The sequence below is a fragment of the Brevundimonas sp. genome (genome assembly GCF_016742135.1).
Classification (GTDB): Bacteria; Pseudomonadota; Alphaproteobacteria; order Caulobacterales; family Caulobacteraceae; genus Brevundimonas.
Genome location: NZ_JACVCG010000006.1, coordinates 89,014 through 115,524, shown reverse-complemented (window position 1 = coordinate 115,524; position 26,511 = coordinate 89,014). Strand labels below are relative to the sequence as shown.

Genomic DNA, 26,511 nt, shown 5'->3' with positions numbered 1-26,511 from the left:
GAGGGGGACCGCGTAGCGGTGGAGGGGGCGACCACAGGCAGAACGCCTAACCCTCTTGACCCTTCGCCACCTCAAGGATCGCGGCGAGAATACCGTCCCGGGCCTCGTCATTCAGCACATGTCGTGCCGCAAAGCGCATCACCCGGATACCCTGTTCGGCCAGCCAGTTATCCCGATGCAGGTCATGTCCGGCCTGATCGGGATGCTCATGGATCCGTCCATCGACCTCGATGGCGAGACAGTGGGACGGCAGATAAAAGTCCAGAATATAGGGGCCGACCGGATGCTGGCGACGGAAACGCAATCCCCCGAGACGACCGCGTCTCAGATCGTTCCAGAGCAAAACCTCGGGCAATGTCATTTTTTGACGGCCTGCCCTGGCCCGTTTTGTAGTGAGGATTGGTGCGCGCATCCGCCCCCTCCACCGGCTTCGCCGGTCCCCCTCCCCCATACGCTCCGCTATGGAGGAGGATCAAGCAGCGGCTCCTCCCCCGCAAGGCGGGGGAGGGGGACCGCGTAGCGGTGGAGGGGGCGACCACAGCCGCTCCGCCTGACACCTTCTCCCACGGGGGGAGAAGGACGTCGGCGATCAGCTGTCCAGGAACGACCGCAGCTTCCGCGACCGCGACGGATGCTTCAGCTTCCTGAGCGCCTTGGCCTCGATCTGGCGGATGCGTTCGCGGGTCACGCTGAACTGCTGGCCGACCTCCTCGAGCGTGTGGTCGGTGTTCATGCCGATGCCGAAGCGCATGCGCAGCACCCGCTCCTCGCGCGGGGTCAGCGACGCCAGCACGCGGGTGGTGGTTTCCCGCAGGTTCGACTGGATGGCTGCATCGATGGGCAGGACGGCGTTCTTGTCCTCGATGAAGTCGCCGAGGTGCGAATCTTCCTCGTCGCCGATGGGGGTTTCGAGCGAAATCGGTTCCTTGGCGATCTTCAGGACCTTGCGGACCTTCTCCAGCGGCATGGCCAGCTTCTCGGCCAGTTCTTCCGGGGTCGGCTCGCGGCCGATCTCGTGCAGCATCTGGCGGCTGGTGCGCACGATCTTGTTGATCGTCTCGATCATGTGCACCGGGATGCGGATGGTCCGCGCCTGATCGGCGATCGAGCGGGTGATCGCCTGCCGGATCCACCAGGTCGCATAGGTACTGAATTTATAGCCGCGGCGATACTCGAACTTGTCGACCGCCTTCATCAGGCCGATGTTACCTTCCTGAATAAGATCAAGGAATTGCAGGCCGCGGTTGGTGTACTTCTTGGCGATGGAGATGACCAGACGCAGATTGGCCTCGACCATTTCCTTCTTGGCCTGACGCGCCTCGCGCTCGCCCTTCTGCACCTTCTGGACGATGCGGCGATAGTCGTCGATCGGCAGGCCGGCTTCGGAAGCCACGGCGGCGACATCACCGCGGATCTGGGCGATCTGCCCCGCTTCATTCTCGCTGAACTTGGTCCAGCGCACGCCCATGTCCTTGACGCGTTCGGTCCAGTCGGGATCCAGCTCCGAGCCGAAATAGGCCTTGAGGAACTCAGGCCGGGAAATGCCATAGCTGTCCGCGAGGCGCAGCAGGCGTCCCTCCAGCGAGATCAGTCGCTTGTTGATCGCATACAGCTGCTCGACCAGGGCCTCGATGCGGTTGTTGTTCAACTTCATCGACTTGAGGCGATCCGAGATCGCCCCGGACAGGGCCTCATAGGCCTTCTGGTCCTTGGCCGAGAGGGCCTCGCCCTTCAGTCGCGCCTCGACCAGCTTGTCCTGCAGCCGGCGGAAGGCGCCGAAGTCGTTGGCGACCGCGTCCAGCACCTCCATGACGCCGTCGCGCAACTCGGCTTCCAGCGCCGAGATCGACATGCCGCCGCCGTCGTCGAAATCGTCTTCGTCCTCTTCCTCCTCGGCCTCCTTTTCCGCCTCCTCGGCGGTGCGGGGCGGCTTGGGCTGGCCGGGGATCGGCTGCGGCGGCTGGTTGTGCGGCAGGCTGGCGGGGTTCAGCACGCCGTAGGTGGCGTCCAGGTCGATGACCTCGCGCAGCAGGATGCGGTTGTTCAGCAGTTCGTCGCGCCACACCATGATGGCCTCGAAGGTGAGCGCGCTTTCGCACAGGCCCGAGATCATGGCGTCGCGGCCGGCCTCGATCCGCTTGGCGATGGCGATCTCGCCCTCGCGGCTCAGCAGCTCGACCGAGCCCATCTCGCGCAGATACATGCGCACCGGATCGTCGGTGCGGTCATAGGTCGGCTTGGCGTCGGTCTCCGAGACCGAAGTCTCGGCCTTCTCGGCCACGTCCGTGCCCTGGGCGGCCTCGCCGTCCTCCTCGGCCTCGACGACGTTGACGCCCATCTCGGACAGCATGGCCAGGGTGTCCTCGATCTGGTCCGGCGTGACCTCTTCCGAGGGCAGCACCTTGTTCAGATCCTCCATCGTCACATAGCCGCGCGTCTTGGCCTGCTTGATGAATTTCTTGACGCCGGCGTCGGTCAGATCGAGCAGGGGCCCGTCGTTCGGGGCGTCATTGTCCTGCGTGTCCGTCTGCGCACTCATCCCGTGTTCGTCTCCGACCCGCCGCCGCACTGTGGCTAAACGGCACTATATGAACGGGAAAACGGCCGCGGCCCCGTTAGGCTCCTGCGGCATCTTCCCAAAGGCTTCCCGATTTGATCGCACGTCGCAGGGCATCGCGCTCTGCCTTCAGCTGTGTGAAGGCAGAGCTGTCGAACGCCCGGTGGGCCTCCGACTTCGCCATGGCCAGCGCCCGCTCCAACGCGGAGATCCGCGTCAGGGCGTCAAACGCCTGCGACCACAGGGTCCGTGCCTCGCCGAGGGGCAGATCTTCTGCCAGGAATGGCGCACCGGACTTCGCCGCCGCCTTCTCGACCTCGTGCAACAGGGCCTCGTAACCCGATTGGGCCAGATGGCGACGAAGCGCGACAGAGTCAAGGGACGCTCCCCCTCCCAGGCGCTGCTGGACCAGCGCCTGGGCCAGGCCGTCCAGCGCGGGATCGCCGAAGCCGGCTCCGGCTACGGTCTCCAGATGGACGTCCAGCCGCTCGACGTCATCGAGGGCCGCAAGGGCGAGAGCGGCCGCCATCGGCTCTATGGACCGGTTGAAGGCATGCAGCGCCTCGGCCCCCTCTGGCGTCTGACCGGCCAGGGGAGGCACCACGCCCCGCCTCCAGTTGCCGGGGGAGCTGCCGTCGTTGCGGGGGGTATACTTCGCACCACGCCCCGGCATCACGGCATCAAACCGCTCGAACAGGTCGCGCCGGTACTGTTCCGCCAGGTCCCGGTCGGTGATGGCTTCGGACGCCTGCCGCAGCCGGGCCTTCAGTCCAGCCCTCCGTTCGGGGGTGTCGAGGGGCTCCGCCTCGGCCTCCTTCTGGAACAGGACCTCGACGAACGGCCGCGTGCGGGACAGGGCCTCGCGCAGGGCCGGGGCGCCGGCCTCGCGCAGCATGTCGTCGGGGTCGCGCCCGTCGGTCAGCAGGCAGAACCGGAAACTCCGCCCCGGCTTCAGCAGGGGGAGGGCGCGTTCGACCGCGCGGCCGGCGGCGCGCTGGCCGGCGGCGTCCCCGTCAAAACACAGGATGGGCTCGGGCGTGACCCGCCACAGACGCGCCATCTGCTCCTCCGTCAGGGCTGTGCCCATGGGGGCGACCGCCGGGATGCCCGCCCGCTGACAGGCGATCACATCCATATAGCCCTCGACCACCACCAGACCGGCCTGTTTCGAGGCGCCCAGCAGTTTGCGCGCCTCCGGCATGCCATAGAGCGTGGCCCCCTTGTGAAACAGCGGGCTTTCCGGGCCATTCAGATATTTGGCCCGGTCGTCGGGATTCATGGCCCGGCCGCCAAAGCTGGCCACCCGTCCGCGGTCGTCCAGAATCGGAAACATCAGCCGATCGCGGAACCGGTCATAGGGGGCACCCCCGCCCTCCGGCGCGATCAGCAGGCCCGCCTCCACAAGGTCACCCGGCGTGGCACCCTTCTGAACCAGGGCGGCCTTCAGCCCTTCGCGGTCATTCGGGGCATAGCCGAGACCAAACCGGTCCCACTGGTCTTCAGGCAGGCCGCGCCTTTTCAGGTACTCACGCGTGCTTGCCCCCACCGATCGGCGCAGATTGGCCGAGAACCATTTCATCGCCAGTTCGGTCCAGTCGAACAGGGTGCTGCGGCGCTGTTCGCGCGCGGCGGCTTGCGGGTCCTCGGCCGGCAGGGCCAGACCCGCCTCGCCCGCCAGCCGCTGGACCGCCTCGACAAAGCTCAGCCGCTCGGTTTCCTGCAGGAAGCTGATGATGTCGCCGTGCTTGCCCGAGCTGAAATCATGGAAGAACCCCTTCTCGTCATTGACGAAGAACGACGGCGACTTCTCCCTGGTGAAGGGCGACAGACCCACGAACTCGCGCCCCTGCCGCTTCAGCTTCACCGTCCGGCCGATCACGTCCGACGGCCTGAGCCGGGACTTCAGTTCCTCGATGAATCGTTCGTCGAATTTCACCGCGTCCTGACCTCTGCGGGACCGGGGGGGCCCTCAGCCCTGCATCATCCGGGCAAAGCGTCCGAAAAGATACAGGCTGTCGGTCGGCCCGGGACTGGCCTCGGGGTGATGCTGGACGCTGAACACAGGCCTGTCCTTCAGCGCGATGCCGCAGTTGGTGCCGTCAAACAGGCTGATGTGGGTTTCGGTTACCGCGTCCGGCAGGCTGTCCCGGTCGACCGTAAAGCCGTGGTTCATCGAGACGATCTCGACCTTGCCGGTTGTCAGGTCCTTGACCGGATGGTTGGCCCCATGGTGGCCCTGATCCATCTTGATGGTCCGGGCACCCATGGCCAGCGCCAGCATCTGGTGACCCAGACAGATGCCCATGACCGGCGTGCCCGAGGCCACCAGCTTTCTGATCTCCGGCACGGCATATTCGCCGGTCGCCGCCGGGTCGCCCGGACCGTTCGACAGGACCACGCCGTCCGGCTTGCGCGCAAGGATGTCCTCGGCCGGCGTCGTAGCGGGCACCACGGTGATCCTGGCGCCGGTCGAGGCCAGTGCCCGCAGGATGTTCTTCTTGACCCCATAGTCGACGACGACCACCGATTTGTCGGCGGCGTTGACCCGCGGATAGCCCTCGGGCCAGTCCCACAGCCCCTGGTCCCAGTCGAAGGCCTGAAGCGTCGAGGCGTCCTTCGCCAGGTCCAGCCCGACCAGCCCCTGCCAGGCGCGGGCCTGTTCCACCAGGGCATCCAGATCGAACTGTCCGTCGGCGCTGTGGGCGATCACCGCATGGGGCGCGCCGCTTTCGCGGATGCGCGCGGTCAGGGCGCGGGTGTCGACCCCGGCAAGCCCCACCACATGGCGGCTCTTCATCCAGTCGTCGAAGGACTGACCCGCCCGCCAGTTGGCCGGCGCCGTCGGCACATCGCGGAAAATGGCCCCGCGCGCCGAGGTGGCCGCGCTTTCGCCCATCTGCTCGACGTCTTCCGCATTCACCCCGACATTGCCGACGTGGGGGAAGGTGAAGGCCAGGATCTGGCTCATGTAGGAAGGGTCGGTCAGAATCTCCTGATAGCCCGTCATGGCGGTGTTGAAGACGACTTCGCCCAGCGCCGATCCTTCGGCCCCGCAGCCAAGGCCCTGCAGGATGGTGCCGTCGGCAAGCGCCAGCACGCCGGTTACGCCGGGGAGGGTTCGGGTCATGGCGGCATCCTATCGCGGAGTTCGCCCCCGTGCACCCGTCGCGTGTCGACGGGGGCCGGAAGCGGCCGGGTGTTAGGGGGCATACCCCGCCCGGTCAACCTTTGCCGCTACAGGCTGAGCGGCTCCATCGGGGCAAAGACGGCATGGGTGGCCCCGGCCTCGTGGGCGGCGGGGGCCCAGTCGGGTCTGAGGTTGACCAGCAGCACCGTCGGCGCCACCTGTCGGGCAGCGGCGATCAGGTCCCGGGCCTCGGCCTTGCCCTCGGGCGACAGGTGATCGACGCCGGCAAAATCCAGAGACAGGCAGGAGGCCCGCGCCAGCGCCGCCTGCCGGACGACGCCGATATCGGGCGCGGCGTGCAGGATCATGCCGATCGGGCCTGTCTGGAACTGTTCGATGACCTCGGCCACCATGTCCAGCCGTGACGTCTCCGTGCCGCCCATGATCTCCATCGACAAGCCCGCGGGGCGAGCTTCGTCATTGGTCCCGGCGTACAGCAGGGCGAACCGACCATGGCTGGTGGCCAGGGTCCGCCAGAAGACCGGCAGGACGCCGGTCAGCCCCGGCGTACGGCGTAGCAGGTCCAGCCCGATGCGCAGGGACTGCAGGTCGATGCGGCGCAGGTCCCCGCCCTCCAGCGTGCCCCGACCGAACAGGTTCAGCCCGGCCTCGCCCCCGGTGTGTCGAATGATCCGGCGCACGCGGCGGGAGACCGCCTGACCGCTGTCGAGCGCGACAATGTCCTGGGCGATCAGGCTGACCGAAAGGCCCCGTCGTCCGCGCGTGACCATCTCAAAGCCCGCCTGTTGGGCGTCGAAATGCAGCGGCGCTTGCGACGAGCCGCTCATGCTCGCCATGGTAGCATCAACAAACCCGGCGGACTCCACCGGGTCATAAGGAAAGGTCCCCATAAGGCCCCCCGGATGACAGTTGGTCCCCGACGCTCACAGAATGCGCCTGTGATTGTCTACGGACGGTCAAGAAACCCGGTGAATGCGCCGTTCACCGTCTTTTTCTTCAGGCCGGGATTCGTCGCCCGTCCCAACCGAAAACGCCACCGCTGTCAGACGCATCAAGTACTGAAACTACACGTAAAAGCTGTTCGGCGGAATGATAGGGCGTGAACAGCTTTTCGGCAGGTACCCCGGCCTGGAAGGGGGCACTCAGTCCGGTCGCCACCGTGCCGGGATGCAGGCCGACGACAATTCCGCCCTTGTGCGTTCGGCCATGTTCGATGGCCAGGTTGCGGATCAGCATGTTCAGCGCCGCCTTGGATGCCCGATAGGCGTGCCAGCCGCCCAGCCGGTTGTCACCGATCGACCCGATCCGCGCCGACAGGGCCGCGAACACGCCCCGGCTTTCGCGCGGCATCAGGGGCAGGAAATGCTTGGCCACCAGCGCCGGGCCGATGGCATTCAGTCGATAGTCCCGCATCAGGTGCTCGGCCGAAAGGGCGCGATAGGTCCGCTCGGGCGAATGGGCCCCGTGCAGCACCCCTGTGGCGACGATCACCAGGGCAGGGGGCGGCCCGTCGGCGATCCGCGAGGCGGCTGCCGCGATTGACTCCTCATCCTCCAGATTTAGCCCGGTGCCCGAGCGCGAGAGGGCGTGGACGTTGGAATGGTGCCCGGCGTTTTCAAGCTGACGTACCAAGGCCGCGCCGATCCCGCCCGACGCCCCGATCACCACGGCAGATGTGTCGCTCATCACCTCTCCCAAACGCCTGATTCCGGTGTTAGGCAGCGCCCATGCGCATCACCACCCTCAGCCTCGATGCCGACGATACCCTCTGGCACAATGAGACGATCTTCCGCCTCACCCAGGCCCGCTTTCTCGACCTTCTGACCGATCACGACAATGCGGTGATCGCGCACAGGCTGGCCGAGATCGAGCGTCGCAACCTGCGCCTCTATGGCTATGGGGTGAAGGGTTTCACCCTGTCGATGATCGAGACGGCCATGGAGCTGTGCGACGGCGATCCCCCGTCTTCGGCCATCCGCGAGATTCTGGCCGCCGGTCGGGAAATGCTGGCCTATCCGGTGGAGACCCTGCCGGGTGTGGCCGAGACCCTGGCGCAACTTACCGACACCTACCGGCTGGTGCTGGTGACCAAGGGCGACCTGATGGATCAGGAGCGCAAGCTGGCTGCCTCCGGCCTCGGCGACCTGTTCTCGGGCGTCGAGATCGTTTCGGAAAAGGACCGTTCCACCTACGAGCGGGTCTTCACCCGCCACGGCACCGGTCCGGACGAGGGCGTCATGGTCGGCAATTCCATGCGCTCGGACGTCCTGCCGGCGATCGAGGCCGGGGCCTGGGGCGTGCATATTCCGTATGAGGTCACCTGGGCCCATGAACTGGCCGACGCCCCAGAAGGCCACCCCCGCTATGTCACGCTTGCCTGCTTCGATGAACTGCCGGAATGGCTGGCGCGGATTGAACGTCACACGGACTGATTCAGGCCTTGCTAGCGCGCCCCCGCGTCTTTAGACCGGCCGCTTAACCGACAACCAGACGTGACCGCGCCGGGGGCTTCTCCTCCGTCGGGTTTTCGTGCGCCAAAGGACCGCCGTTCCGTGACCGCTGCCGATATCCCGCATGACGAGCGTGATGCCATGATCCGGGCGGCCCTGGCGGAGCATGGCGACAGTGGCCTGACCCCGCGCCACACTCTGTTCTACTTCTATGGCGAGGGCGATCACGACGACCTGAACGAGGTGGCCCGCCGGGCCGGCTTCGTCACGCGCGGTTCCGACGACTCGACCATTCTGGAAACGACCATGGCGGTGGACGAAGCCTCGTTCGCGCCCGTTTCCGCCATGATGCAATCCTGGGCCGCGGCCTTCCAGCTGGACTATGACGGCTGGGAGTGTGCGGTCGTGACGAACTGACAAGACGAGGCCCGCGATGCCCAGACGCACAGACATCCAGTCGATCCTGATCATCGGCGCCGGCCCGATCGTCATCGGCCAGGCCTGCGAATTCGACTATTCGGGCGTCCAAGCCTGCAAGGCGCTGAAGGCCGAGGGCTACCGGGTCATTCTGGTCAACTCGAACCCGGCCACCATCATGACCGATCCGGAGGTGGCCGACGCCACCTATATCGAGCCGATCACGCCCGAGTTCGTCGAGAAAATCCTCGAAAAGGAGCGGCCCGACGCCCTTCTGCCCACCATGGGCGGCCAGACGGCCCTCAACACCGCCCTCGCCCTCGAACAATCGGGCGTTCTGGCCCGGCTGGGAGTCGAGATGATCGGTGCCCGCGCAGAGGTCATCGACAAGGCCGAGGACCGCCAGAAATTCCGTGACGCCATGGACAAGCTGGGTCTGGAAAGCCCCCGCTCGCGCGCCATCCATCACATCGACGAGGCCGAGGAGGCGCTGGAGTTCGTCGGCCTGCCGGCCATCGTGCGCCCCAGCTTCACCCTCGCCGGCACCGGAGGCGGCATTGCCTACAACGTGGAGGAATACCGCGAGATCGTCGAGCGGGGCCTCGACCTGTCGCCGACCACCGAGGTCCTGATCGAGGAAAGCGTCCTCGGCTGGAAGGAGTATGAGATGGAGGTCGTCCGCGACAAGGCGGACAACTGCATCATCATCTGCTCGATCGAAAACGTGGACCCCATGGGGGTGCACACCGGCGACTCCATCACCGTCGCCCCCGCCCTGACGCTGACCGACAAGGAGTATCAGCGGATGCGGACCGGCTCGATCAATGTGCTCCGCGAAATCGGGGTCGAGACCGGCGGTTCGAACGTCCAGTGGGCCATCAATCCGGCCGACGGCCGCATGGTGGTGATCGAGATGAATCCGCGCGTGTCGCGGTCCTCGGCGCTGGCGTCCAAGGCCACGGGCTTTCCGATCGCCAAGGTCGCCGCCCGTCTGGCTGTCGGCTATACGCTGGACGAACTGACCAATGACATCACTGGCGTGACCCCGGCCTCGTTCGAGCCCTCGATCGACTATGTGGTCACCAAGATCCCGCGCTTCGCCTTCGAGAAATATCCGGGGTCGGAGCCGCTGCTGTCGACCTCGATGAAGTCGGTGGGCGAGGTCATGGCCATCGGGCGGACCTTCCAGGAGTCGATGCAGAAGGCCCTGCGGGGTCTCGAGACCGGCCTGTCGGGCTTCGACGAGATCGAGATCGACGGCACCACCGATACGGACGACGAGGGTGCCATCCGCGCCGCCGTGGTGCGGGCTCTGGGCACGCCCACGCCCGACCGTATCCGCGTCATCGCCCAGGCGTTCCGCCACGGCCTCACGGTGGAAGAAGTCCAGGCCGCCTGTTCGTACGAGCCCTGGTTCCTGCGCCAGATCCAGGAGCTGATCCGCGACGAGGGCCACCTGCGGGTGAGGGGTCTGCCGACCGACGCCCACGCCTTCCGCCAGCTCAAGGCCAAGGGCTTCTCCGATGCCCGCATGGCGGCCCTGACCGGCACCACCGAGGCTGCGGTCAGGAAGGCCCGCCGCGCGCTGGACGTGCGACCGGTGTTCAAGCGCATCGACACCTGCGCCGCCGAATTCGCCTCCGCCACCGCCTATATGTATTCGACCTATGAGACCGGCGCGCTCGGCCAGGTGCCGGAGTGCGAGTCCCGCCCCTCGGATCGCCGGAAGGCCATCATCCTCGGCGGCGGTCCGAACCGGATCGGACAGGGGATCGAGTTCGACTACTGCTGCTGTCACGCGGCCTTTGCCTTTGCCGAGATCGACGTCGAGTCGATCATGGTCAACTGCAATCCCGAGACCGTCTCGACCGACTATGACACCTCGGACCGTCTCTATTTCGAGCCGCTGACGGCCGAGGATGTGCTGGAGCTGATCGACGTCGAGCGCCGGGCCGGCGACCTAATCGGTGTGGTCGTCCAGTTCGGAGGCCAGACGCCGCTGAAGCTGGCCCACGCCCTGCAGGAAGACGGCGTGCCGATCCTCGGCACCAGTGTCGACTCCATTGACCTCGCCGAGGATCGCGAGCGGTTCCAGGTGATGCTGCACGACATCGGACTGATGCAGCCGCCCAATGCGCTCGCCCGCTCGGCCGAGGAAGCCGCGCAGAAGGCCGAGGCGGTCGGCTATCCGGTCGTGCTGCGCCCCTCCTATGTGCTGGGGGGACGCGGCATGATGATCGTCCACGACCGCGAACAGCTGGACCGCTATGTCGGCGAGGCCATGCGGGTGTCCGGCGACGATCCCGTCCTGATCGACCACTATCTGAACCGCGCGACCGAGGTCGACGTCGACGCCCTGTGCGATGACGAGACCGTCTTCGTCGCCGGGGTGCTGGAGCATATCGAGGAAGCCGGCGTCCACTCGGGCGACAGCGCCTGTTCCATGCCGCCCTATTCCCTGTCCTCCGGGGTGGTGGCCGAGTTGATGCGCCAGACCGAGGCCATGGCCAAGGCGCTGAAGGTGCGTGGCCTGATGAACGTCCAGTTCGCCATCGAGGAGCCACACTCGGAAAACCCGCGCATCTTCGTGCTGGAGGTCAATCCGCGCGCCAGCCGCACGGCGCCCTTTGTCGCCAAGACCATCGGCCAGCCGATCGCCGCCATCGCTGCCAAGGTCATGGCCGGTGTGCCGCTGGCCTCCTTCGGTCTGGAGCACCGCCCCTATGACCATATTGCTGTCAAGGAAGCGGTCTTCCCCTTCGCCCGCTTTGCCGGGGTCGACACCGTGCTGGGGCCCGAGATGCGCTCGACCGGCGAGGTCATGGGTCTGGACTGGAAGCGCGAGGGCGAACCCGACATGGCCGAGGCCTTCGCCCGTGCCTTTGCCAAGAGCCAGATCGGCGGCGGCACCACCCTGCCGGTCAAGGGCTGCGCCTTCGTCTCGGTCAAGGATTCCGACAAGCCCTTCATCGTTGAACCCGTCGCCCTGTTGCTGAAACAGGGGTTCGAGGTGATCGCCACCGGTGGCACCCACGCCTGGCTGGTCCAGCAGGGCCTCCCCGTCGGGCATGTGAAAAAGGTTCTGGAGGGCCGCCCCAATATCGTCGACGCCATGAAGAACCGCGACGTCCAGCTGGTCTTCAACACCACGGAGGGCAAACAGTCCCTGCAGGACAGTTTCAGCCTGAGGCGCACAGCCCTGATGATGAAGATCCCCTACTACACCACGACCGCCGGCGCCCTTGCCGCTGTCCACGCCATCGCCGCCATCCGCAACGACGATCTGGACGTCCGCCCGCTGCAGGCTTACGCCTGAGGCAGGAGATCAACAGGGGAGGGACATCCATGCGTCATTCATCGCTGCCGGCACTGGTCGCGGCCGTTGCGCTCGGACTTTTCGCGACACCGGCGCTGGCGCAGGAGCATGAACTGCCGCCTGTTACCGCAGAGCAGCGGGCGGGGATCGCCCCGATCATCGACCTGTTCCTGTCCCGGCTCCAGTCGGACCAGCTCGAGCTGGCCTATGACGGCCTGCTCGGCGACACCCCCATGCCGACGCGCGATTCTGTCCTGCCCACCCTGATCGGACAGTCGCGAAGCATGGTGACGATGTACGAAGGTATTCTGGGGTGGGAAGAGGTCGACTCTGTGTGTCTTGCTGAAAGTGTATGCAGGGTTCTCTATGTCGTTCACACGCCTCAGGTCCCGGTGTTTTTCACCTTTGACACCTACCGCGCACCGACCGGCTGGAAGGTGACGCGCCTGACCTTTACCGACCAGCCCCAGAACGCTTACTAGGCCGCCCTCATGATCACCGTGCATCACCTCAACGACAGCCGGTCCCAACGGGTGTTGTGGCTGCTCGAGGAACTGGGCCTGCCCTATGAGGTGAAGCGCTATCAGCGCGATGCAAAAACCATGTTGGCCCCGCCCGAGCTCAAGGCCATCCATCCACTCGGCAAGTCGCCGGTGGTCGATGACGGTGACATCCGGGTCGCCGAAACCGGGGCGATCGTCGACTATCTGGTCGAGACCCACGGCAAGGGCAGGCTGGCACCCCCTTCGGGCACCGAGGCGGGTCGCCGCTATCGCTACTGGCTGCACTATGCCGAGGGCTCGGCCATGCCGCCGCTGCTGCTCAAGCTGGTGTTCAGTCAGCTGCCGAAACGCGCCCCCGGCCTGGTGCGACCGCTGGTCAAGTCCATCGCCGGCAAGGCCCAGTCCGGCTTCATCGATCCGCAGCTCCAGACCCATATCGACTTCTGGGAGGCCGAACTGACCGCCCACCCGTGGTTCGCGGGCGGGGCCTTTTCCGCCGCCGACATCATGATGAGCTTTCCGATCGAGGCGGGTGCCCAGCGTATTCCCGGCTTTGACCGCCGCCCCAAGCTCAAGGCCTTCCTCGAAACCATTCACGCCCGCCCGGCCTGGCAGCGCGCCCTTGAGCGCGGGGGACCCTACAGCTACGCCTGACCGTCCCGCGCGAGGACATGCCGGTGAAACCCGCGGCGCGGCAGAGCGTTAACCCGGCATGAAGATCGCTGTCGTTTATCTTGTCGCCCTCGGGCTCGTGGTGATCGCCTTCAGCCTCGCGCTGATGTTCGCCAAGCTGGCCCTCGTGTCCGCCGTCTTCATGGTCGTGGCTCTGGTGGCCCTGGGGTGGCTGACCCGCAGCCTGATCCGCAAGGTACGCCGCACAACGATACGTCCAACGGCTTGAGTTCAGCGAAATCGTGACCTATCCTCTTTGCCCCGGTCGCGCGCGCCCCGCGACCTTCTCTCAAGGTTGACCTTCCTCTCCGCAGTCGGGCGAAACAAGAAACTCACCATCCTATGGAAAAAGTGCCGATGACGGCCCCGGGCTATCGCGCCCTGGACGATCAGCTCAAGCAATTGAAGTCCGTGGAACGTCCCGCGGTGATTACGGCGATCTCGGAGGCCCGTGAACACGGCGACCTGTCCGAGAATGCCGAATATCATGCCGCCAAGGAGCGCCAGGGCTGGATCGAAGGTCAGATCGCCGAGATCGAGGACCGCATGTCGCGGGCCCAGGTGATCGATGTGTCCAAGCTGTCGGGGACGCAGGTGAAATTCGGGGCCACGGTCACCGTCGTTGACGAGGACACCGAGGAAGAGGCCCGCTACCAGATCGTCGGCGAACACGAAGCCGATGTGAAACAGGGGCGGATCTCCATCACCTCCCCGCTGGCGCGCGCCATGATCTCGAAGGAGGTCGGCGACGTCGTCGAGGTCAACACGCCCGGGGGCGTGAAGGCCTATGAAATCCTCAAGGTCGAGTGGATCTGACACGCGACAGCGCGTATCCCCTCCGGATCCGGGTCGTCTCTGACGGTCGGGCCGGCATCCAGAATCAGGCGCTGGGGCTGGCCGAGGCCGTCCAGCGCCTGCGTCCCGCCGATATCGAGCTGTGCCGCATACGCTGGCGCCGCGGGTTCGACAAATGGCCGTCGGCGCTGAAACAGCCGTGGATGCGCGACCCCGCATCCGACGCCGTTCTGCCGTCTGACGGGGCGTCCTGGCCGGATATCTGGATCGCCACCGGCCGCGCTTCCCTGCCCCTGTCCGTGCGGGCCGCGGCCGCTGGGCCGGGGCGGCCCTTCGTCGTCCAGACGCAGGATCCCCGCTGGCGGACCGGCCGCTTCGATCTGATCATCGCGCCCGAGCACGACGGCCTGAGTGGCCCCAATGTCATGTCGATCCTCGGCTCACCCCATCGCATCACGCCGACCCGCATCGCCAACGCCGTAGCGGCCTTCGCGGATCGCCTTGACCCCTTGCCCCATCCCCGTGTGGCGGTGCTGATCGGCGGACGCTCGGCCAGTCACGACCTGCCACCCGACCATGCGGCGTGGCTGGCCGACCGGATCGCGAAGGCCGTGAGGGCTGTGAACGGGTCGGTCATGGTCACCCTGTCACGCCGCACGCCGTCCAGGGCCGAAGCCATCATCCGCCAGCGTCTGGAAACCTTGCCCGGCTGGGTCTGGGACGGGCAGGGTGACAATCCCTATTTCGCCTTTCTCGGTGCCGCCGGTCATGTGCTGGTCACCGAGGACAGCGCCAATATGGCGACCGAGGCGGCCTCGACCGGCAAGCCGGTGCATCTCCTGCCCATGGTCGCGCGCAAGCCGCAGCCCAAGTTTGATCGCCTCAGGCAATCCCTGCTGGATCGGGGTTTGGCCCGGCCCTTCGACGGCAGCCTGGTCTGGCCGGACGTAGCACGCCGGCCCCTGGCCGAAACGGACCGCGCCGCGCAGGAACTGCTTCGCCGCTACGACGCCTGGCGCGGCTGAGGTCAGTCGCCCCCACCGCCCCCATCGCCGCCGCCGTCCCCGGCATCGACGTCCCTCGGGGCCCGCTCGCCGGTGTCGCTGGCCGGACCACCCGCCGATCCGTCGCCGTCTTTCTTTTTCGATCTGCCGGCCGCCATGCCGGCGACGCCCAGGCCGCTGCCGATGGCGACGCCCAGCGCCAGTCCGAGCGCCAGATTGTCGAGGGCGGTCCCCAGCGCCACACCGATGGCGATGCCAGCCCCCATGCCCAGCGGCAGGAAGGCCCCGTTCTTGTTGTCACTCATCCCCAGCTCCTTCGCCGTTCCCGGGCACACTAACCATCGCATGATCGGGAATCAGCCCCTAAATAGGCACCATGAGCAAACTGTCTCCGACCCAGCCCCGCACTGTTCGTGTTGCCATCATCGGGTCCGGCCCCGCCGGCTGGACGGCCGCCATCTATGCGGCCCGCGCCTCGCTGGATCCCGTGGTGATCGCCGGCATTCAGCCCGGGGGTCAGCTGACCATCACCACCGATGTCGAGAATTATCCGGGCTTTGCCGAGGTCATTCAGGGCCCCTGGCTGATGGAACAGATGCAGGCCCAGGCCGAGCACGTCGGGACCGAAGTCATCCATGACATCGTGACAAAGGCCGATCTGTCGCAGCGCCCGTTTCGGCTGACGCTCGACTCCGGCACGGAAATCCTGGCCGAGACGGTGATCATCTCGACGGGCGCCCAGGCCAAATGGCTGGGGCTGGAAAGCGAGGCGAAATATCAGGGCTTCGGCGTCTCGGCCTGCGCGACCTGCGACGGCTTCTTCTATCGGGGCAAACAGGTGGTGGTGGTCGGGGGCGGCAACACCGCCGTCGAGGAAGCGCTGTTCCTTACCAATTTTGCCTCAAGGGTGACGGTCGTCCATCGCCGCGACGAGTTCCGGGCCGAGAAGATCCTGCAGGAACGACTGTTCGCCCATCCGAAGATCGAGGTGATCTGGAACCATGTCGTCGACGAGATTCTGGGCCAGACGGATGGCATCGCTTCGAACGTGACGGGTGTCCGCATTCGCGCGACCGACGGGGTGGAGACCCGCGATCTGCCTGCCGACGGCGTCTTCATCGCCATTGGTCATGCGCCTTCGTCGGAACTGTTCGCCGGTCAGCTGGAAACCAAGGCGGGCGGCTATCTGGTGGTCAAGCCGGGGACCACGGCGACCTCGATCGAGGGGGTCTATGCGGCGGGGGATGTGACCGACGACGTCTATCGTCAGGCGGTCACTGCGGCCGGCATGGGCTGTATGGCGGCGCTGGAGGCGGCCCGTTATCTGGCCGAGGTCGACCACGCGCGAGCTGGTAACCCTATCTCCCATGCCGAGGCCGAAAAGATCGGCGCCTGGTAGGCGGGATCAGGCCGTACGCTCGGCCTCATCATCATTCGACGCTTCGAGAGTGGACCTGTCGCTCAGCGTCCGGGCCTCGTGCAAGACCTCGCTTTGCCGCTCAAGCGCGGTCTTCAGCGGGCCGATGAAGTCGTCCAGACCCCCGCCCGAATCGTCGCGCATCAGCCGTCGCAGGTCGTCGATCTCGGCGGTGACCAGCACGGGGCTCAGCATGTCCCATTGCGGGAAGGCCCGCTCGGCGACCGTGCGTCGCTCCAGCACCCGCAGCTCGGTATGGCGTTCGTCGCGGAGCAGGCGGTTGATCAGGTCGTCCAGCTTGTCGGCCTCGCCCTCAATGACCTGAACGAAGCGACCATCTATCGCCGTCAGGCAGCCGGTGATCCCGTCGCGCGCATTGTTCGGGCGCGCCTCGGCCAGAATGTCCGACATGGCGATGGCGCTGTTTACGGCCCGGACGCTGCGGCTGACATACACAAGCTGCTCCATAGCCGAGCCTTTCAGGTCTTGCATGTTCAGGCCCGGGGACTGTCTTCGAACAGCTGTAGCTGCGGAGGTGCCATGTTGCGGATCTGTCCGCTGCGGCGGTCGAGGGCATAGGCGACCGCGTCCTGCACGATCCGTTCGTCCGTGGGTTTGGACAGCACACCAATGGCCCCGGCCACGCCGTCCCGGACCATGCCGGGGTTCGCCGTCATGAACAGCACGGCCACCTTGTGATCGACCGCCAGCTCGTGACCGATGGTCACCCCCGTCGGGCCGTCGGACAGGTGAATATCGACAAGGGCCAGATCGACGTCGGTTTCCTTGGCGATCTTCAGCGCCGCAGCCGAATCCGCAGCCGTGCCCACCACCTCGTGCCCGAGGTCTTCGAGCACGAAGCGCAACTCCATGGCCACAAGGGCTTCATCTTCGACGATCAGGATACGGGCGGGCATTGGGATAATCGGGGTTGGGGTCCAGTAAGAGGGTTGAGGGACGTTGTCTAAAAGAACGTGCAATCTGCGTGCCGGTTGCCACCTTACGCCTTTGTAAGGTCTCGGGCTGCTTTCCGGCGGGACAGGGCCGTGCCGGGCAGCTCGATGAGCACTTCCAGGCCATCCGGGTTCCAGTTGCGCGACAATTTGCCCGCCAGCTGACCCTCCACCGACAGGGTTGCCAATGACGAGCCGAAGCCGACGGTCGAGGGCACGCCCCTGACCTCCGGTCCCCCGCGCTCCCGCCAGGCCAGATGGAAATCGCCGCCTGCGGTCTGTTCGGTTGTGACCTCTACATATCCTCCCGACACCGACAGGGCCCCGTATTTCGAGGCATTGGTCGCCAGTTCGTGAAACAGCAGGGCGACCGAGGTCGCGGCCTGATCGTCAAACGCGGCGTCGTCGCCGCTGATCCGCACCCGGGGTCCGCCCGTCTCGTCCGTATAGGGGGTGAACAGCGCCGTGAGAAACCCGTGCAGGGTCATATTGCCCATCAGCGGCTGCGATACATCGCTGTGCGGCCGAACAAATTCATGCGCGCGTGCCAGGGCATTGATCCGGGTCCGCAGCGCCTGGGCAAAAGGTTTGGCTTCGGGATACTGGCGTGCCGACAGCGCCACCAGCGCCGACACCACGGCAAAGATGTTCTTGATGCGGTGGCTCAGTTCCTGGCTCAGCAGCTCCTTGGCCTGATCCATCCGCTTCAGATCGTCGATGTCCGTACAGGTCCCGAACCAGCGCACGATCCGGCCAGTGCTGTCGCGGACCGGCATCGCCCGGCCCAGCGTCCAGCAATAGACCCCGTCATGCCGTTTCAGACGGTATTCGATTTCATAGGGCTCGCCCGTCGCCAGTGAATGGCGCCACAATCCCCATGCCCGTTGCTGATCTTCGGGATGGAAGACGTCGTTCCAGTCTTCGCCGTCGGTTGAACCGGGCGGCATCCCGGTGAACTCATACCAGCGGGCGTTATAGTAGTCGTGGAAGCCGTCGGGGCGGGTCGCCCAGACCATCTGCGGGAGGGAGTCCGCGATGGCGCGGAATTCCGCCTCGGAGCGCTGTTGCTGTTTCAGCGCCCTGCGCAGGTTCAGCTGGGTCATGACCTGGGCGGCCAGCACCTCAAGCGCCTTCATCTGGACGTCGGTCGGACCCTCGGGCCGGGCCTCGGTATCCAGCACGCACAGGGTGCCCAGCGGCAGGCCCTCGGCCGACTTCAGCAACCGGCCGGCATAGAAGCGCAGACCGGGGGCGTCCGTCACCAAGGGGTTGCAGTCGAAGCGCGGGTCCCGGGTCGCGTCGGGCACCACCATCTGGTCGGCTTGCAGAATCGCATGGGCGCAGAAGCTGGTGTCCAAGGGCGTTTCGCGCACGCCCAGACCCTTCTCGGCCTTGAACCACTGGCGGTCCTCATCGATCAGATTGACCACGGCGATCGGCGCATCGAACAGGGTCGCGGCCAGATCCACAATGTCGTCAAAGGCGCGCTCGGGTTCCGTGTCCAGAATCTCGTAATCGTGGAGCGCGGCCAGCCGTTCGGCTTCGGTCCAGGATGGGCTGACGGGCGACGGGTCGGACATCCGTATCTCAAAAGCGGCGCTGTGCGCCCGATTGCCTATCAATGCGGGGAGAGCGTTGCGGTTTCAACCCGGGTCTTGCCAAGTCCACTCATCGCGAGGGGCGGCCGACTTCCTCGACGTCCAGACTGACGACGCCGGGCACCGGCGTGGCCGCCGCCGAGGGGGCGTCCTTGCCTTCGAATTCGGCCAGGTTGCGGTTGATCGCGGCGACTTCCTCGGCGGTCGGCTGACGACGCCCGCCCAGGCTGACGGCACCCACCACCCGGGTCTGGCCATTGATCTCGACGGTACGGGGAGCGGCCCCCACGATCGTGCCGTCCGGGGTGGTTTCCACGGTGCCGTCCGGTGCGGTATCCGCCCGCAACAGGCGCGGTCGGGAAAAGCGGGCCTCGTCGATCACCGGCTCGCGCCCGGCATAGGCCTGGGAAAAGGCCGCGGATTCGCCGGGATAGCCCTTCCAGCGATAAAAGATGTGGGCGCCGATCTGGTCGATCTTGCCCAGGCTGGGGGCCCACCAGGGATGCACATAATCGGCGTGATAGTGGGTGGCGGTGCCGACCCGTTCGGCGACATAGCCGTCCAGGGCGCGACGGGCGACATCCTCGGCCCGGGTCCAGGCCCAGGCCACCGGAGCCTGTGACAGGGCACCGTCGCAGGTAAAGCTGAACTGGCAGCCGGTCACGCGCTCGGCACCCTGAAACACCACGCCGCAGATGCTGTTGGGGAAGTTCGGGTCGCGCACCCGGTTCAGCACCACCTGGGCCACGGCCTCCTGACCGGGGCGCGGCTCCAGCGCCGCCTCATAATAGACCGCCTGGGTCAGGCACCGCAGGGCCCGATCACGGTCCGCGGTCGAGATCTTGCCGAGCGTAAAGGGCCGCGCGGGCCGCAGCAGGCTCCGGGCCACCGGTCGGGCGGCGTTCAGGCGGTGGGCCTCCAGTCCGGTCTCGCCGGCCTCCAGCGAGGGCCTGCCCCCCAGTGATAGGGTCTCCCACCCCGGCGTCATGCCAAAATGGCCCACCCGCTGGACGTCCGGGTCATGGCGCATGGCCAGTGCCAACTGGGCCGGACTCATGCGGGCTGCCATGGCCTCCAGCCCCCCGGACCCCAGATCACCCCGGGTGATGTCCATCACCGACTGGACGCGCAGGTCCATCTCCGGACGCACTGCGGAACTGGCCGTCATGGTCACGCCCGACAGCGCCAGAAGGGCGACAAGGCTCAGTCCCGTTCCCCGTCCGTCGGGAAAGCGGGCCTTCAGCCAGTCGAGAATGGGCGCGATCCGTCGCATGGGGCGAAATAGAAGACTTTCCTTGGCTTGGGCTACACCTATAGGGGCTTAACCCGGCGAATTTCGGGCAGGCAGGCGCGCGTTACTCCCGGCTTAGCGGCCGCCCAGGGTGGACCGCAGCATCCAGGCGAACTTTTCGTGCGCCGCAAGACGCTGGGTCATCAGGTCGGCGGTGGCCTCATCGCCTGCCTCATCGGCCAGAGACAGCGTATCGCGGGTGGTGGCGATCAGGGTTTCATGGTCGCGCATCAGCTCCTTGAGCATGGCGGCAGCGTCCTGTTCGGGATCGCCGTCCTTGATCGCCGTCAGATTGCCAAAGGTCGCATAGCCCTGGGGTGCAAGAACCCCGAGCGCGCGGATGCGCTCGGCGATGTCGTCCAGCGCGCCCCAGATCTCGGTATACTGCTGTTCCAGCAGATTGTGCAGGGTGAAGAACTCGGGGCCCCGCACGTTCCAGTGATAGCCGTGGGTCTTCAGATAGACGGCAAAGCTGTCGGCCAGCACCTTGGTCAGGGCCTGCGAAACCTCGCTGCGGTCGGCCTTCTTCAGGCCGGTCTGGATGGTGGCGGTGGTCATGGAGTCTCCTGGGAATACGGGTCTCGGTCGGAACCAGAGATAGGGTGGGTCGAGGCTTGAGCAACCCGGCGGGTCGCTTCACGTCTCCGGAGGGAACGCAACAGCCACGCTTGCGTTCACTGTGCCGCGAGCGTGTAGTTGCGCGGGTGGGGACCGATCCGATGAATCAGGACCAGGATCGGAGCAAGGGCTCCGTCGACGGTGCGTGGTTCAGCGCGGACATTCTCCTGGCACGGCTCGCCCGCACACCCCCTCCGACGATCCTCCAAGCCGTCCTGATCGGTATCCTCGCAGCCCTGGCCGCCCTTGCGGTGCGCTGGGGGCTCAACAACTTCTATGCTCAGGTCACCGGCTTCATGATCCTGTTGCCGGCCGTGGTGCTGGCCGCGCTTGCGGGGGGACGGATCGCCGGTGTCGTAGCCGTCATCCTGTGCCTGTTCGGCGGATGGTACGTGGCCGGCCCGAATGCCGCCGGCGTGGGGCTGGCCAGCAACCTCGGTCGGGTTGCGACGGTCAATTTCATCGTAGTCGGCCTGTTCGTCACCTGGGTGGCGTCGGCGCTCCGGCGGGCCATGCGCCGTCTCGATACCACCGTGGCCGACCTTCGCGCGGCGGCGGCCCGCGTCGACGAATATGAGGCCCGCTTTCGCGACATCGCCGATGTCGCTCCCGTCATGCTGTGGACGGCCGATACCGGGGGCCGGGTCTATCTCAACGCCGAGTTTCGCCGGTTCTGGGGGGACCGCCCGGCGGACCTCGCCGATCCGGGGCCCTGGATGGAGGCCATTCATCCCGACGACCGGGAGCGCGTCTGGACGGCCTGTCTCAAGGCCCTGGAGTCCCGCACGCCGATGGAGATCGAGGCCCGCTATCTGCGAGAGGATGGCGAGTGGCGCATCCTGTCGACCCATGCCCGACCGCGCTTCGATACCGAAGGCAACTTCCTCGGTATGGTCGGAGCCAATATCGACCTGTCCGAGGTCCGTCAGGTCGAATCCGCCTTGCGCGAAAGCGAGCAGCGTTTCCGCGCCATGGCCGATGATGCGCCCGTCCTGATCTGGGTCACGGCCGAGGACCGCACGCGCGAGTTCGTCAATCAGGCTTACATCGACTTCATGGGGGTTGAGGATGCGGCGACCCTCAAGACGGACTGGCGCGCGTTCATTCATCCCGACGACCGCGACCGGATCATCGCGGAATCCCTGGCCGGCGAGGCCACCGGCCAGCCCTTCAGCCTCGAGGCACGCTATCGTCGGCGGGACGGCGTCTGGCGCTGGCTGAAATCCTTTTCCCGTCCGCGCCTCAATGCCCAGGGCAAGGTCCGGGGCTTTGTCGGTGTCGCCTTCGATGTCACCGATGCCAAACAGGCGGAAGACGACCTCAAGCGGATCAACGAACTGCTCGAGGAACGGGTCGGCAAGGCACTGATGGACAAGGCCCAGGCCGAGGCCGACCTGATGCATGCGCAGCGAATGGAAGCGGTCGGTCGCCTGACCGGCGGGGTGGCCCATGACTTCAACAATCTGCTGACGGTGGTCATCGGCGGCCTGGACATGCTGCTCAACAACAAGGTCGACGAAGCCAAACGCCTGAAGCTGACCGAGGCGGCCCTCAGTGCGGCGCGCCGTGGGGAGCGGTTGACCCATCAGTTGCTGGCCTTCTCGCGCAGACAGGCGCTCCGGCCGGAGTCCGTGGACGTCAATGCCCTCATCCGCGAGGGAGAGCCCCTGATCCGGGGCGCGCTGGGGGGCGGTATGACCTACCGCACGCGTCTCCGCCGGGGCGGGGCCCGCGTGCGCGTCGATACGGCCCAGTTCGAGGCGGCCCTGCTCAATCTGCTGGTCAACGCGCGCGATGCCGTTGCCGGCCAGGGCCGCGTCGAGGTCGAGACCCGCCAGGTCAGGGTCAAGGCTGGCGAGATCAGTGATCTTGAGGGGGGCGACTATATCCGCATCTCCGTCAGCGATGACGGGCCGGGCATTCCGGAGGATGTTCGCGATCGCATCTTCGAGCCCTTCTATACGACCAAGGCGGTCGGCAAGGGCACAGGTCTTGGCCTGTCACAGGTGTACGGCTTCCTGAAACAGAGCGGCGGGGCCATCCATGTTGTGAGCGCCCCGGGCGAAGGCACCCGCATGGAAATGTACCTGCCGGTGGACGGGGGCGAGAGCGCGACCGGGGCGCCTTCCTCCGGGGCCTTGTCGCCGGTCCGGGATGGAGCCCGGTCGGTGCTGCTGGTCGAGGACGATATGGAGGTCCAGGCCATCGCCGTGGCGCTGCTGGAAACCATGGGCCTGACGGTGACCACGGCGTCGGACGCGGCGACGGCCCTGAAGCGGCTCAAGGCCGGGCGGTTCGACATTTTGCTGACGGACATCGTCATGCCGGGCGAGATGTCTGGCCTTGATCTCGCCCGCCACGCCAGCATCCTCTATCCGGAGATGCGGATCATGCTGGCCACCGGCTATGCGGGGGATGACGTCGATGCCGCCCTGCGCGACGCGCCCTGGCCCCTGGTGCGCAAGCCCTTCGCGATTGACACGCTGAGGACGGTTCTGGACGCCTGACCCGGAACCGCGACCGCTTAGCGACGCATCTTCTTTTCGGCCCGCCGGGCGCGTTGTTCCGCCTTGATCGCGGCCTTGCGTTCGCGGCGCTCTGCCCGGCGCTGTTCCTCGATCTGCTCGGCGGTCTGGGCCTTGGCCTGCTCGGCTGCGGCCTTCTTCGCTTCGGCTTCCAGGCGCGCCTTCTCCCTGGCCGCCAGCCTCTCGGCTTCCTTTTCCTGCTTCAGTCGCTCTTTTTCGAGACGCGCGGCTTCCTTCTCGGCGGCCAGCTTTTCAGCGCGCCGGTCAAAATCGGGATCCGGAATGGAGGGCTTGGGCTTGAATCGGGCCAGAAGGGCCTTCTTGGCTTCGGCCTGTGCGGCCAGGCGATCGGCAAAGCCGGTCTGCTTCAGATCTCTCATCAAGTCTCGGTCGGTTAGGGTGGGGCGTACAGGAATCCGCTCGGTCCTGACGGTTGGCCAGGCCCGGTCGATGGCATGGGCGCATCGACCGGGGGGCTTTAGGGCTCAAGCCCGTGCGGATCAAGTCGCGACCCAGCCTCCGCGACGGGTCGACCGGGTCGTGTGGCCTTCGGGTCAGTCGTCCTTGGTGGCCTGGCCGACTGCCGTGCCGGCCGCGCCGCCCACGGCCGCGCCGACCGGTCCACCTACGACGGCTCCGGCGACCGCCCCGGTCGCGGCTTTCTGTTCGATGGTGCTGCCACAGGCCGCCAGGGCCAGGCCAAGGGTTGAGAGCACGGCGGTGGTCATCAGGGTCTTGCGGGTCATGGCATTACCTTCTCGGAAGCCGATCCGGGCCAATCCCGGTCACGCTTCAGGGTCGACGATCAAACGTGGCCCTCCGGGCCACGGTTCCCTCAGCGGGTGAGAGCCTTTGAGAAATCCTCCCGGAACAGTAAGTTGTTCAAGGTTTCAGTCTCGCTGCACTTGAGCGCACCAAGAATGCGGCCATCCGACATTTGAACTGAGCTTGAGCCGGAAAGACCAGATATCGTGTCATGATCTGCCCCTCACAACATGAAACGCGCATGGATCATCTATAGTGGCGGCAGGGGGTGGGGCAAAAATGCTTCACCCCCTCTGATTCTTGCGAATCAACCCTATTTGGGTCACATTGGCTATGTTAAAGGCGCGTCCCCGATGATCGGCGGACTGCCGGTGCGTCGGCCTCGTCGTGTGCGTGGTTTCGCGAAAACCTCGCCCATCGACAGACTAAATAAGGGGCGGCATTGCGCCCTGCGGACTGGATAAAGCCTTTGTCATCGCCCCTGTCGCCCCGAACGCCCGACACCTCGGCTACCCGTTCACGACTGACGCCCGGTGTTGCCGCGGCGCTCGTGGGTGGCGTGTTCGGTCTGGCGATCGGTGTGGCCTATCTGGGCGGGACGGTGGCCAAGGCCACGACCCTTCGCGCCCAGGCGATCCGGCTGGATGGTGCCGCCTCGGCGGGCTTTACCGAAGAAGCCATGGCGGCTGCGGCCGGAGGCCTCAACGCCAGCGCCCTTGCCATCGCCCGCCGCCATGATCCCTATACCGTCGCCGGTCCCAGCCGCCGCGACCGTCAGGCCGAGCTTCTGACCGCGCGTCTGGAACAGCTGCGCCCGACAGGCCCGAACATGACGCCCGGCCTGCGTACGGCCTCGACCGGCCCCTCGCATCCGGCGGCCCAGCCCTTCCGCCTGGGCAATGCGCTGGACGCCAGCCGGGATCTCGAATGCCTGACCCAGGCGGTCTATTATGAAGCGCGGGGCGAGGGGCGCGACGGCCAGCGCGCAGTGGCCCAGGTCGTGCTCAACCGGGCGCGCCATCCCGCCTTCCCCAAGACCGTTTGCGCCGTGGTCTTCCAGGGCGCCGGTCGCAGCACCGGTTGCCAGTTCAGCTTCACCTGTGACGGCTCCATGCGCAGAGGCATCAATCGGGGGGCCTGGAACCGCGCGCGTCAGGTCGCCTCAGAGGCCCTGTCGGGCTCGGTCTATGCCCCCGTCGGCAACGCCACCCATTTCCACACCACCCGTGTCAGCCCGGGTTGGCGCACTTCCCTGATCCGCGTCGGTCAGGTCGGCGATCACGTCTTCTATCGTTTCGGCGGACGTTCGGGCTCCAGCCGCGCCTTCGCCTATGACCCGGCCCCCTCGACCAGTGGCGATCAGCCGCGCCTGGTCCAGGCCGGTCTGGATCCGACCGAGCCCGTCCGTCAGGTCGGTCAGGCGGTGGCCTACAGCCTGCTGCTGGCCCAGGAAGGCCGCACCGAGGCCGACGTCCGGGCAGAGGCGGCTCCGGCTCCGGTCCAGCCCGCCGCCCCGGCGGCTCCGCGCGCTGCTCCTGCATCGCCCACCCCCACTGCGGGTGAAACGCCCGCGCGTCGCCAGGCGACCCCGGTTCCAGCCTCCCCCGCCGCCTCGGAAAGCTGAAGCCCCCTCAGGCCGCGTCCAGCCCGATGTCCAGATTGGGCGCCGAATGGGTCAGGGCCCCGACCGAGATGACGTCGACGCCGGTCTCCGCAATCCCGCGCACCGACTCCAGCGTGACCCCACCCGAGGCTTCCAGCGTCACCCGCCTCGCCGTCCGCGACACCGCCTCGCGCAGATGCTCGAGGCTGAAATTGTCCAGCATTATGACGTCCGGCCCTTCGGCCAGCGCCGCGTCGAGCTGATCCAGACCGTCGACCTCGACCTCGACCTTCATCAGATGCCCGGCATGGGCCCTGGCACGCCGCACGGCTTCGGCCACGCCGCCACAGACGGCCACATGGTTGTCCTTGATCAGGATGGCGTCATCCAGGCCGAAGCGGTGGTTGATGCCGCCGCCGCAGGCCACGGCGTGCTTTTCCAGGGCGCGCAGGCCCGGCGTAGTCTTCCTCGTGTCCGCGATCCGCGCGCCCGTGCCCTCGATCGCCTGCACATAGGTCCGCGTCAGGGTTGCGATCCCGCACAATCGGCCCAGCAGGTTCAGGGCCGTCCGCTCGGCGGCAAGGATGGCCCGCGCACGGCCCTCGACGATGATCAGGATATCGCCGGCCCCAAAGGGCTGGCCATCGGCGACCCGTACTTCGACCATGGCCCCGGCATCCAGCGCATGCAGGGCCAGTCGCGCGCAGGCACTCCCGGCCATCACTCCGTCCCTGCGGGCTGCGAACACGGCCTTCATCCGCGCGTCCTCGGGGATGCAGGCGGCCGCCGTCACATCGCCCGCCCGGCCCAGGTCCTCGGCCAAGGCGGCGCGCACCACCGGCTCGATCAACAGGTCGGGCAGGGCAGGGGCCATGGGCG

Annotated in this window: 26 protein-coding genes; 11 read left to right on the top strand and 15 right to left on the bottom strand. The window is 66.5% G+C overall.

What is annotated here, in order from left to right; translation table 11 throughout:
• Window positions 1-46: 46 nt before the first annotated feature.
• The 6 genes from IBJ06_RS12915 to IBJ06_RS12890 form a co-directional block, all read right to left on the bottom strand.
• A complete protein-coding gene (locus tag IBJ06_RS12915) occupies window positions 47-412 on the bottom strand; it encodes a DUF559 domain-containing protein (RefSeq protein WP_292161055.1) in 366 nt (121 codons plus the stop codon).
• Between the two features lie 177 nt (window positions 413-589).
• Window positions 590-2,539 carry an RNA polymerase sigma factor RpoD gene (rpoD, locus tag IBJ06_RS12910; protein ID WP_292161054.1) on the bottom strand — a complete coding sequence of 650 codons (1,950 nt, stop codon included), beginning with the start codon at window positions 2,537-2,539 and terminating at the stop codon, window positions 590-592.
• A 76-nt stretch (window positions 2,540-2,615) separates the two neighbouring features.
• Window positions 2,616-4,493, bottom strand: coding sequence for a DNA primase (gene dnaG, locus IBJ06_RS12905; RefSeq protein WP_292161053.1), 1,878 nt, complete (start codon window positions 4,491-4,493; stop codon window positions 2,616-2,618).
• Between the two features lie 33 nt (window positions 4,494-4,526).
• A complete protein-coding gene (gene carA, locus IBJ06_RS12900; RefSeq protein WP_292161052.1) occupies window positions 4,527-5,684 on the bottom strand; it encodes a glutamine-hydrolyzing carbamoyl-phosphate synthase small subunit in 1,158 nt (385 codons plus the stop codon).
• Between the two features lie 107 nt (window positions 5,685-5,791).
• Entirely contained in the window at window positions 5,792-6,541 is a 750-nt protein-coding gene (locus IBJ06_RS12895; RefSeq protein ID WP_292161050.1) for a hypothetical protein, read from the bottom strand.
• Window positions 6,542-6,701: 160 nt separating this feature from the next.
• Entirely contained in the window at window positions 6,702-7,391 is a 690-nt protein-coding gene (locus IBJ06_RS12890) for an SDR family NAD(P)-dependent oxidoreductase (protein WP_292161048.1), read from the bottom strand.
• 41 nt (window positions 7,392-7,432) lie between these two features.
• Between IBJ06_RS12890 and IBJ06_RS12885 the strand changes: the two genes are divergently transcribed.
• The 8 genes from IBJ06_RS12885 to IBJ06_RS12850 all read left to right on the top strand — a co-directional run bounded on the left by IBJ06_RS12885 (window position 7,433) and on the right by IBJ06_RS12850 (window position 14,883).
• Entirely contained in the window at window positions 7,433-8,137 is a 705-nt protein-coding gene (locus IBJ06_RS12885) for an HAD family hydrolase (RefSeq protein ID WP_292161046.1), read from the top strand.
• Between the two features lie 120 nt (window positions 8,138-8,257).
• Complete coding sequence (locus IBJ06_RS12880) at window positions 8,258-8,572, top strand: ribonuclease E inhibitor RraB (protein WP_292161044.1); 315 nt, start codon at window positions 8,258-8,260, stop codon at window positions 8,570-8,572.
• Between the two features lie 16 nt (window positions 8,573-8,588).
• Window positions 8,589-11,888, top strand: coding sequence for a carbamoyl-phosphate synthase large subunit (gene carB / locus IBJ06_RS12875; RefSeq protein WP_292161042.1), 3,300 nt, complete (start codon window positions 8,589-8,591; stop codon window positions 11,886-11,888).
• 29 nt (window positions 11,889-11,917) lie between these two features.
• Window positions 11,918-12,370, top strand: a complete 453-nt coding sequence (locus IBJ06_RS12870; RefSeq protein ID WP_292161040.1) for a hypothetical protein — start codon at window positions 11,918-11,920, stop codon at window positions 12,368-12,370.
• A 9-nt stretch (window positions 12,371-12,379) separates the two neighbouring features.
• Entirely contained in the window at window positions 12,380-13,045 is a 666-nt protein-coding gene (locus IBJ06_RS12865; protein WP_292161038.1) for a glutathione S-transferase, read from the top strand.
• 58 nt (window positions 13,046-13,103) lie between these two features.
• The gene (locus IBJ06_RS12860; RefSeq protein WP_292161036.1) at window positions 13,104-13,292 is read left to right on the top strand and encodes a hypothetical protein; all 189 of its coding nucleotides are present in this window, start codon (window positions 13,104-13,106) and stop codon (window positions 13,290-13,292) included.
• Between the two features lie 113 nt (window positions 13,293-13,405).
• The gene (gene greA / locus IBJ06_RS12855; protein WP_292161034.1) at window positions 13,406-13,879 is read left to right on the top strand and encodes a transcription elongation factor GreA; all 474 of its coding nucleotides are present in this window, start codon (window positions 13,406-13,408) and stop codon (window positions 13,877-13,879) included.
• A complete protein-coding gene (locus tag IBJ06_RS12850; RefSeq protein WP_292161032.1) occupies window positions 13,870-14,883 on the top strand; it encodes a mitochondrial fission ELM1 family protein in 1,014 nt (337 codons plus the stop codon). Before greA ends, IBJ06_RS12850 begins: the two co-directional genes overlap by 10 nt.
• Before the next feature lie 2 nt (window positions 14,884-14,885).
• Here the strand turns inward: IBJ06_RS12850 and IBJ06_RS13330 are convergent, their stop codons facing one another.
• Window positions 14,886-15,167, bottom strand: coding sequence for a hypothetical protein (locus tag IBJ06_RS13330; protein WP_365812738.1), 282 nt, complete (start codon window positions 15,165-15,167; stop codon window positions 14,886-14,888).
• Between the two features lie 71 nt (window positions 15,168-15,238).
• On the opposite strand from IBJ06_RS13330, the gene trxB reads away from it, so the two are divergent.
• On the top strand, window positions 15,239-16,261 hold the full coding sequence (gene trxB / locus IBJ06_RS12840; protein ID WP_292161030.1) for a thioredoxin-disulfide reductase: 1,023 nt from the start codon (window positions 15,239-15,241) through the stop codon (window positions 16,259-16,261).
• Window positions 16,262-16,267: 6 nt separating this feature from the next.
• Here trxB and IBJ06_RS12835 read toward each other — a convergent pair whose 3' ends face one another.
• The 5 genes from IBJ06_RS12835 to IBJ06_RS12815 form a co-directional block, all read right to left on the bottom strand.
• On the bottom strand, window positions 16,268-16,747 hold the full coding sequence (locus IBJ06_RS12835) for a BLUF domain-containing protein (protein WP_292161028.1): 480 nt from the start codon (window positions 16,745-16,747) through the stop codon (window positions 16,268-16,270).
• Between the two features lie 26 nt (window positions 16,748-16,773).
• On the bottom strand, window positions 16,774-17,196 hold the full coding sequence (locus IBJ06_RS12830) for a response regulator (RefSeq protein ID WP_292161026.1): 423 nt from the start codon (window positions 17,194-17,196) through the stop codon (window positions 16,774-16,776).
• Window positions 17,197-17,279: 83 nt separating this feature from the next.
• The gene (locus IBJ06_RS12825) at window positions 17,280-18,812 is read right to left on the bottom strand and encodes a PAS domain-containing protein (RefSeq protein WP_292161024.1); all 1,533 of its coding nucleotides are present in this window, start codon (window positions 18,810-18,812) and stop codon (window positions 17,280-17,282) included.
• An 88-nt stretch (window positions 18,813-18,900) separates the two neighbouring features.
• A complete protein-coding gene (locus IBJ06_RS12820) occupies window positions 18,901-20,103 on the bottom strand; it encodes a cell wall hydrolase (protein WP_292161020.1) in 1,203 nt (400 codons plus the stop codon).
• Between the two features lie 93 nt (window positions 20,104-20,196).
• A complete protein-coding gene (locus tag IBJ06_RS12815; RefSeq protein ID WP_292161019.1) occupies window positions 20,197-20,679 on the bottom strand; it encodes a Dps family protein in 483 nt (160 codons plus the stop codon).
• Between the two features lie 161 nt (window positions 20,680-20,840).
• On the opposite strand from IBJ06_RS12815, the gene IBJ06_RS12810 reads away from it, so the two are divergent.
• Complete coding sequence (locus tag IBJ06_RS12810) at window positions 20,841-23,246, top strand: PAS domain-containing protein (RefSeq protein ID WP_292161017.1); 2,406 nt, start codon at window positions 20,841-20,843, stop codon at window positions 23,244-23,246.
• 17 nt (window positions 23,247-23,263) lie between these two features.
• Here the strand turns inward: IBJ06_RS12810 and IBJ06_RS12805 are convergent, their stop codons facing one another.
• Window positions 23,264-23,644 carry a DUF6481 family protein gene (locus IBJ06_RS12805; RefSeq protein ID WP_292161015.1) on the bottom strand — a complete coding sequence of 127 codons (381 nt, stop codon included), beginning with the start codon at window positions 23,642-23,644 and terminating at the stop codon, window positions 23,264-23,266.
• Between the two features lie 174 nt (window positions 23,645-23,818).
• Window positions 23,819-24,010, bottom strand: coding sequence for a hypothetical protein (locus IBJ06_RS12800; RefSeq protein ID WP_292161013.1), 192 nt, complete (start codon window positions 24,008-24,010; stop codon window positions 23,819-23,821).
• A gap of 488 nt (window positions 24,011-24,498) precedes the next feature.
• On the opposite strand from IBJ06_RS12800, the gene IBJ06_RS12795 reads away from it, so the two are divergent.
• The gene (locus IBJ06_RS12795) at window positions 24,499-25,653 is read left to right on the top strand and encodes a cell wall hydrolase (protein WP_292161011.1); all 1,155 of its coding nucleotides are present in this window, start codon (window positions 24,499-24,501) and stop codon (window positions 25,651-25,653) included.
• 7 nt (window positions 25,654-25,660) lie between these two features.
• Here the strand turns inward: IBJ06_RS12795 and nadC are convergent, their stop codons facing one another.
• The gene (gene nadC / locus IBJ06_RS12790; RefSeq protein ID WP_292161009.1) at window positions 25,661-26,506 is read right to left on the bottom strand and encodes a carboxylating nicotinate-nucleotide diphosphorylase; all 846 of its coding nucleotides are present in this window, start codon (window positions 26,504-26,506) and stop codon (window positions 25,661-25,663) included.
• Window positions 26,507-26,511: the final 5 nt, after the last annotated feature.

What these genes read in the sequence shown, in the direction of transcription:
- IBJ06_RS12815 (WP_292161019.1), bottom strand. Translation starts at nt 20,679, where the DNA reads ATGACCACCGCCACCATCCAGACCGGCCTGAAGAAGGCCGACCGCAGC.
- rpoD (WP_292161054.1), bottom strand. Translation starts at nt 2,539, where the DNA reads ATGAGTGCGCAGACGGACACGCAGGACAATGACGCCCCGAACGACGGG.
- IBJ06_RS12835 (WP_292161028.1), bottom strand. Translation starts at nt 16,747, where the DNA reads ATGGAGCAGCTTGTGTATGTCAGCCGCAGCGTCCGGGCCGTAAACAGC.
- IBJ06_RS12890 (WP_292161048.1), bottom strand. Translation starts at nt 7,391, where the DNA reads ATGAGCGACACATCTGCCGTGGTGATCGGGGCGTCGGGCGGGATCGGC.
- IBJ06_RS12820 (WP_292161020.1), bottom strand. Translation starts at nt 20,103, where the DNA reads ATGCGACGGATCGCGCCCATTCTCGACTGGCTGAAGGCCCGCTTTCCC.
- IBJ06_RS12895 (WP_292161050.1), bottom strand. Translation starts at nt 6,541, where the DNA reads ATGGCGAGCATGAGCGGCTCGTCGCAAGCGCCGCTGCATTTCGACGCC.
- greA (WP_292161034.1), top strand. Translation starts at nt 13,406, where the DNA reads ATGGAAAAAGTGCCGATGACGGCCCCGGGCTATCGCGCCCTGGACGAT.
- IBJ06_RS12885 (WP_292161046.1), top strand. Translation starts at nt 7,433, where the DNA reads ATGCGCATCACCACCCTCAGCCTCGATGCCGACGATACCCTCTGGCAC.
- nadC (WP_292161009.1), bottom strand. Translation starts at nt 26,506, where the DNA reads ATGGCCCCTGCCCTGCCCGACCTGTTGATCGAGCCGGTGGTGCGCGCC.
- trxB (WP_292161030.1), top strand. Translation starts at nt 15,239, where the DNA reads ATGAGCAAACTGTCTCCGACCCAGCCCCGCACTGTTCGTGTTGCCATC.
- IBJ06_RS12810 (WP_292161017.1), top strand. Translation starts at nt 20,841, where the DNA reads ATGAATCAGGACCAGGATCGGAGCAAGGGCTCCGTCGACGGTGCGTGG.
- IBJ06_RS12860 (WP_292161036.1), top strand. Translation starts at nt 13,104, where the DNA reads ATGAAGATCGCTGTCGTTTATCTTGTCGCCCTCGGGCTCGTGGTGATC.
- IBJ06_RS12865 (WP_292161038.1), top strand. Translation starts at nt 12,380, where the DNA reads ATGATCACCGTGCATCACCTCAACGACAGCCGGTCCCAACGGGTGTTG.
- IBJ06_RS12825 (WP_292161024.1), bottom strand. Translation starts at nt 18,812, where the DNA reads ATGTCCGACCCGTCGCCCGTCAGCCCATCCTGGACCGAAGCCGAACGG.
- IBJ06_RS12830 (WP_292161026.1), bottom strand. Translation starts at nt 17,196, where the DNA reads ATGCCCGCCCGTATCCTGATCGTCGAAGATGAAGCCCTTGTGGCCATG.
- IBJ06_RS12870 (WP_292161040.1), top strand. Translation starts at nt 11,918, where the DNA reads ATGCGTCATTCATCGCTGCCGGCACTGGTCGCGGCCGTTGCGCTCGGA.
- carB (WP_292161042.1), top strand. Translation starts at nt 8,589, where the DNA reads ATGCCCAGACGCACAGACATCCAGTCGATCCTGATCATCGGCGCCGGC.
- IBJ06_RS12805 (WP_292161015.1), bottom strand. Translation starts at nt 23,644, where the DNA reads ATGAGAGATCTGAAGCAGACCGGCTTTGCCGATCGCCTGGCCGCACAG.
- IBJ06_RS12800 (WP_292161013.1), bottom strand. Translation starts at nt 24,010, where the DNA reads ATGACCCGCAAGACCCTGATGACCACCGCCGTGCTCTCAACCCTTGGC.
- IBJ06_RS12915 (WP_292161055.1), bottom strand. Translation starts at nt 412, where the DNA reads ATGCGCGCACCAATCCTCACTACAAAACGGGCCAGGGCAGGCCGTCAA.
- IBJ06_RS13330 (WP_365812738.1), bottom strand. Translation starts at nt 15,167, where the DNA reads ATGAGTGACAACAAGAACGGGGCCTTCCTGCCGCTGGGCATGGGGGCT.
- carA (WP_292161052.1), bottom strand. Translation starts at nt 5,684, where the DNA reads ATGACCCGAACCCTCCCCGGCGTAACCGGCGTGCTGGCGCTTGCCGAC.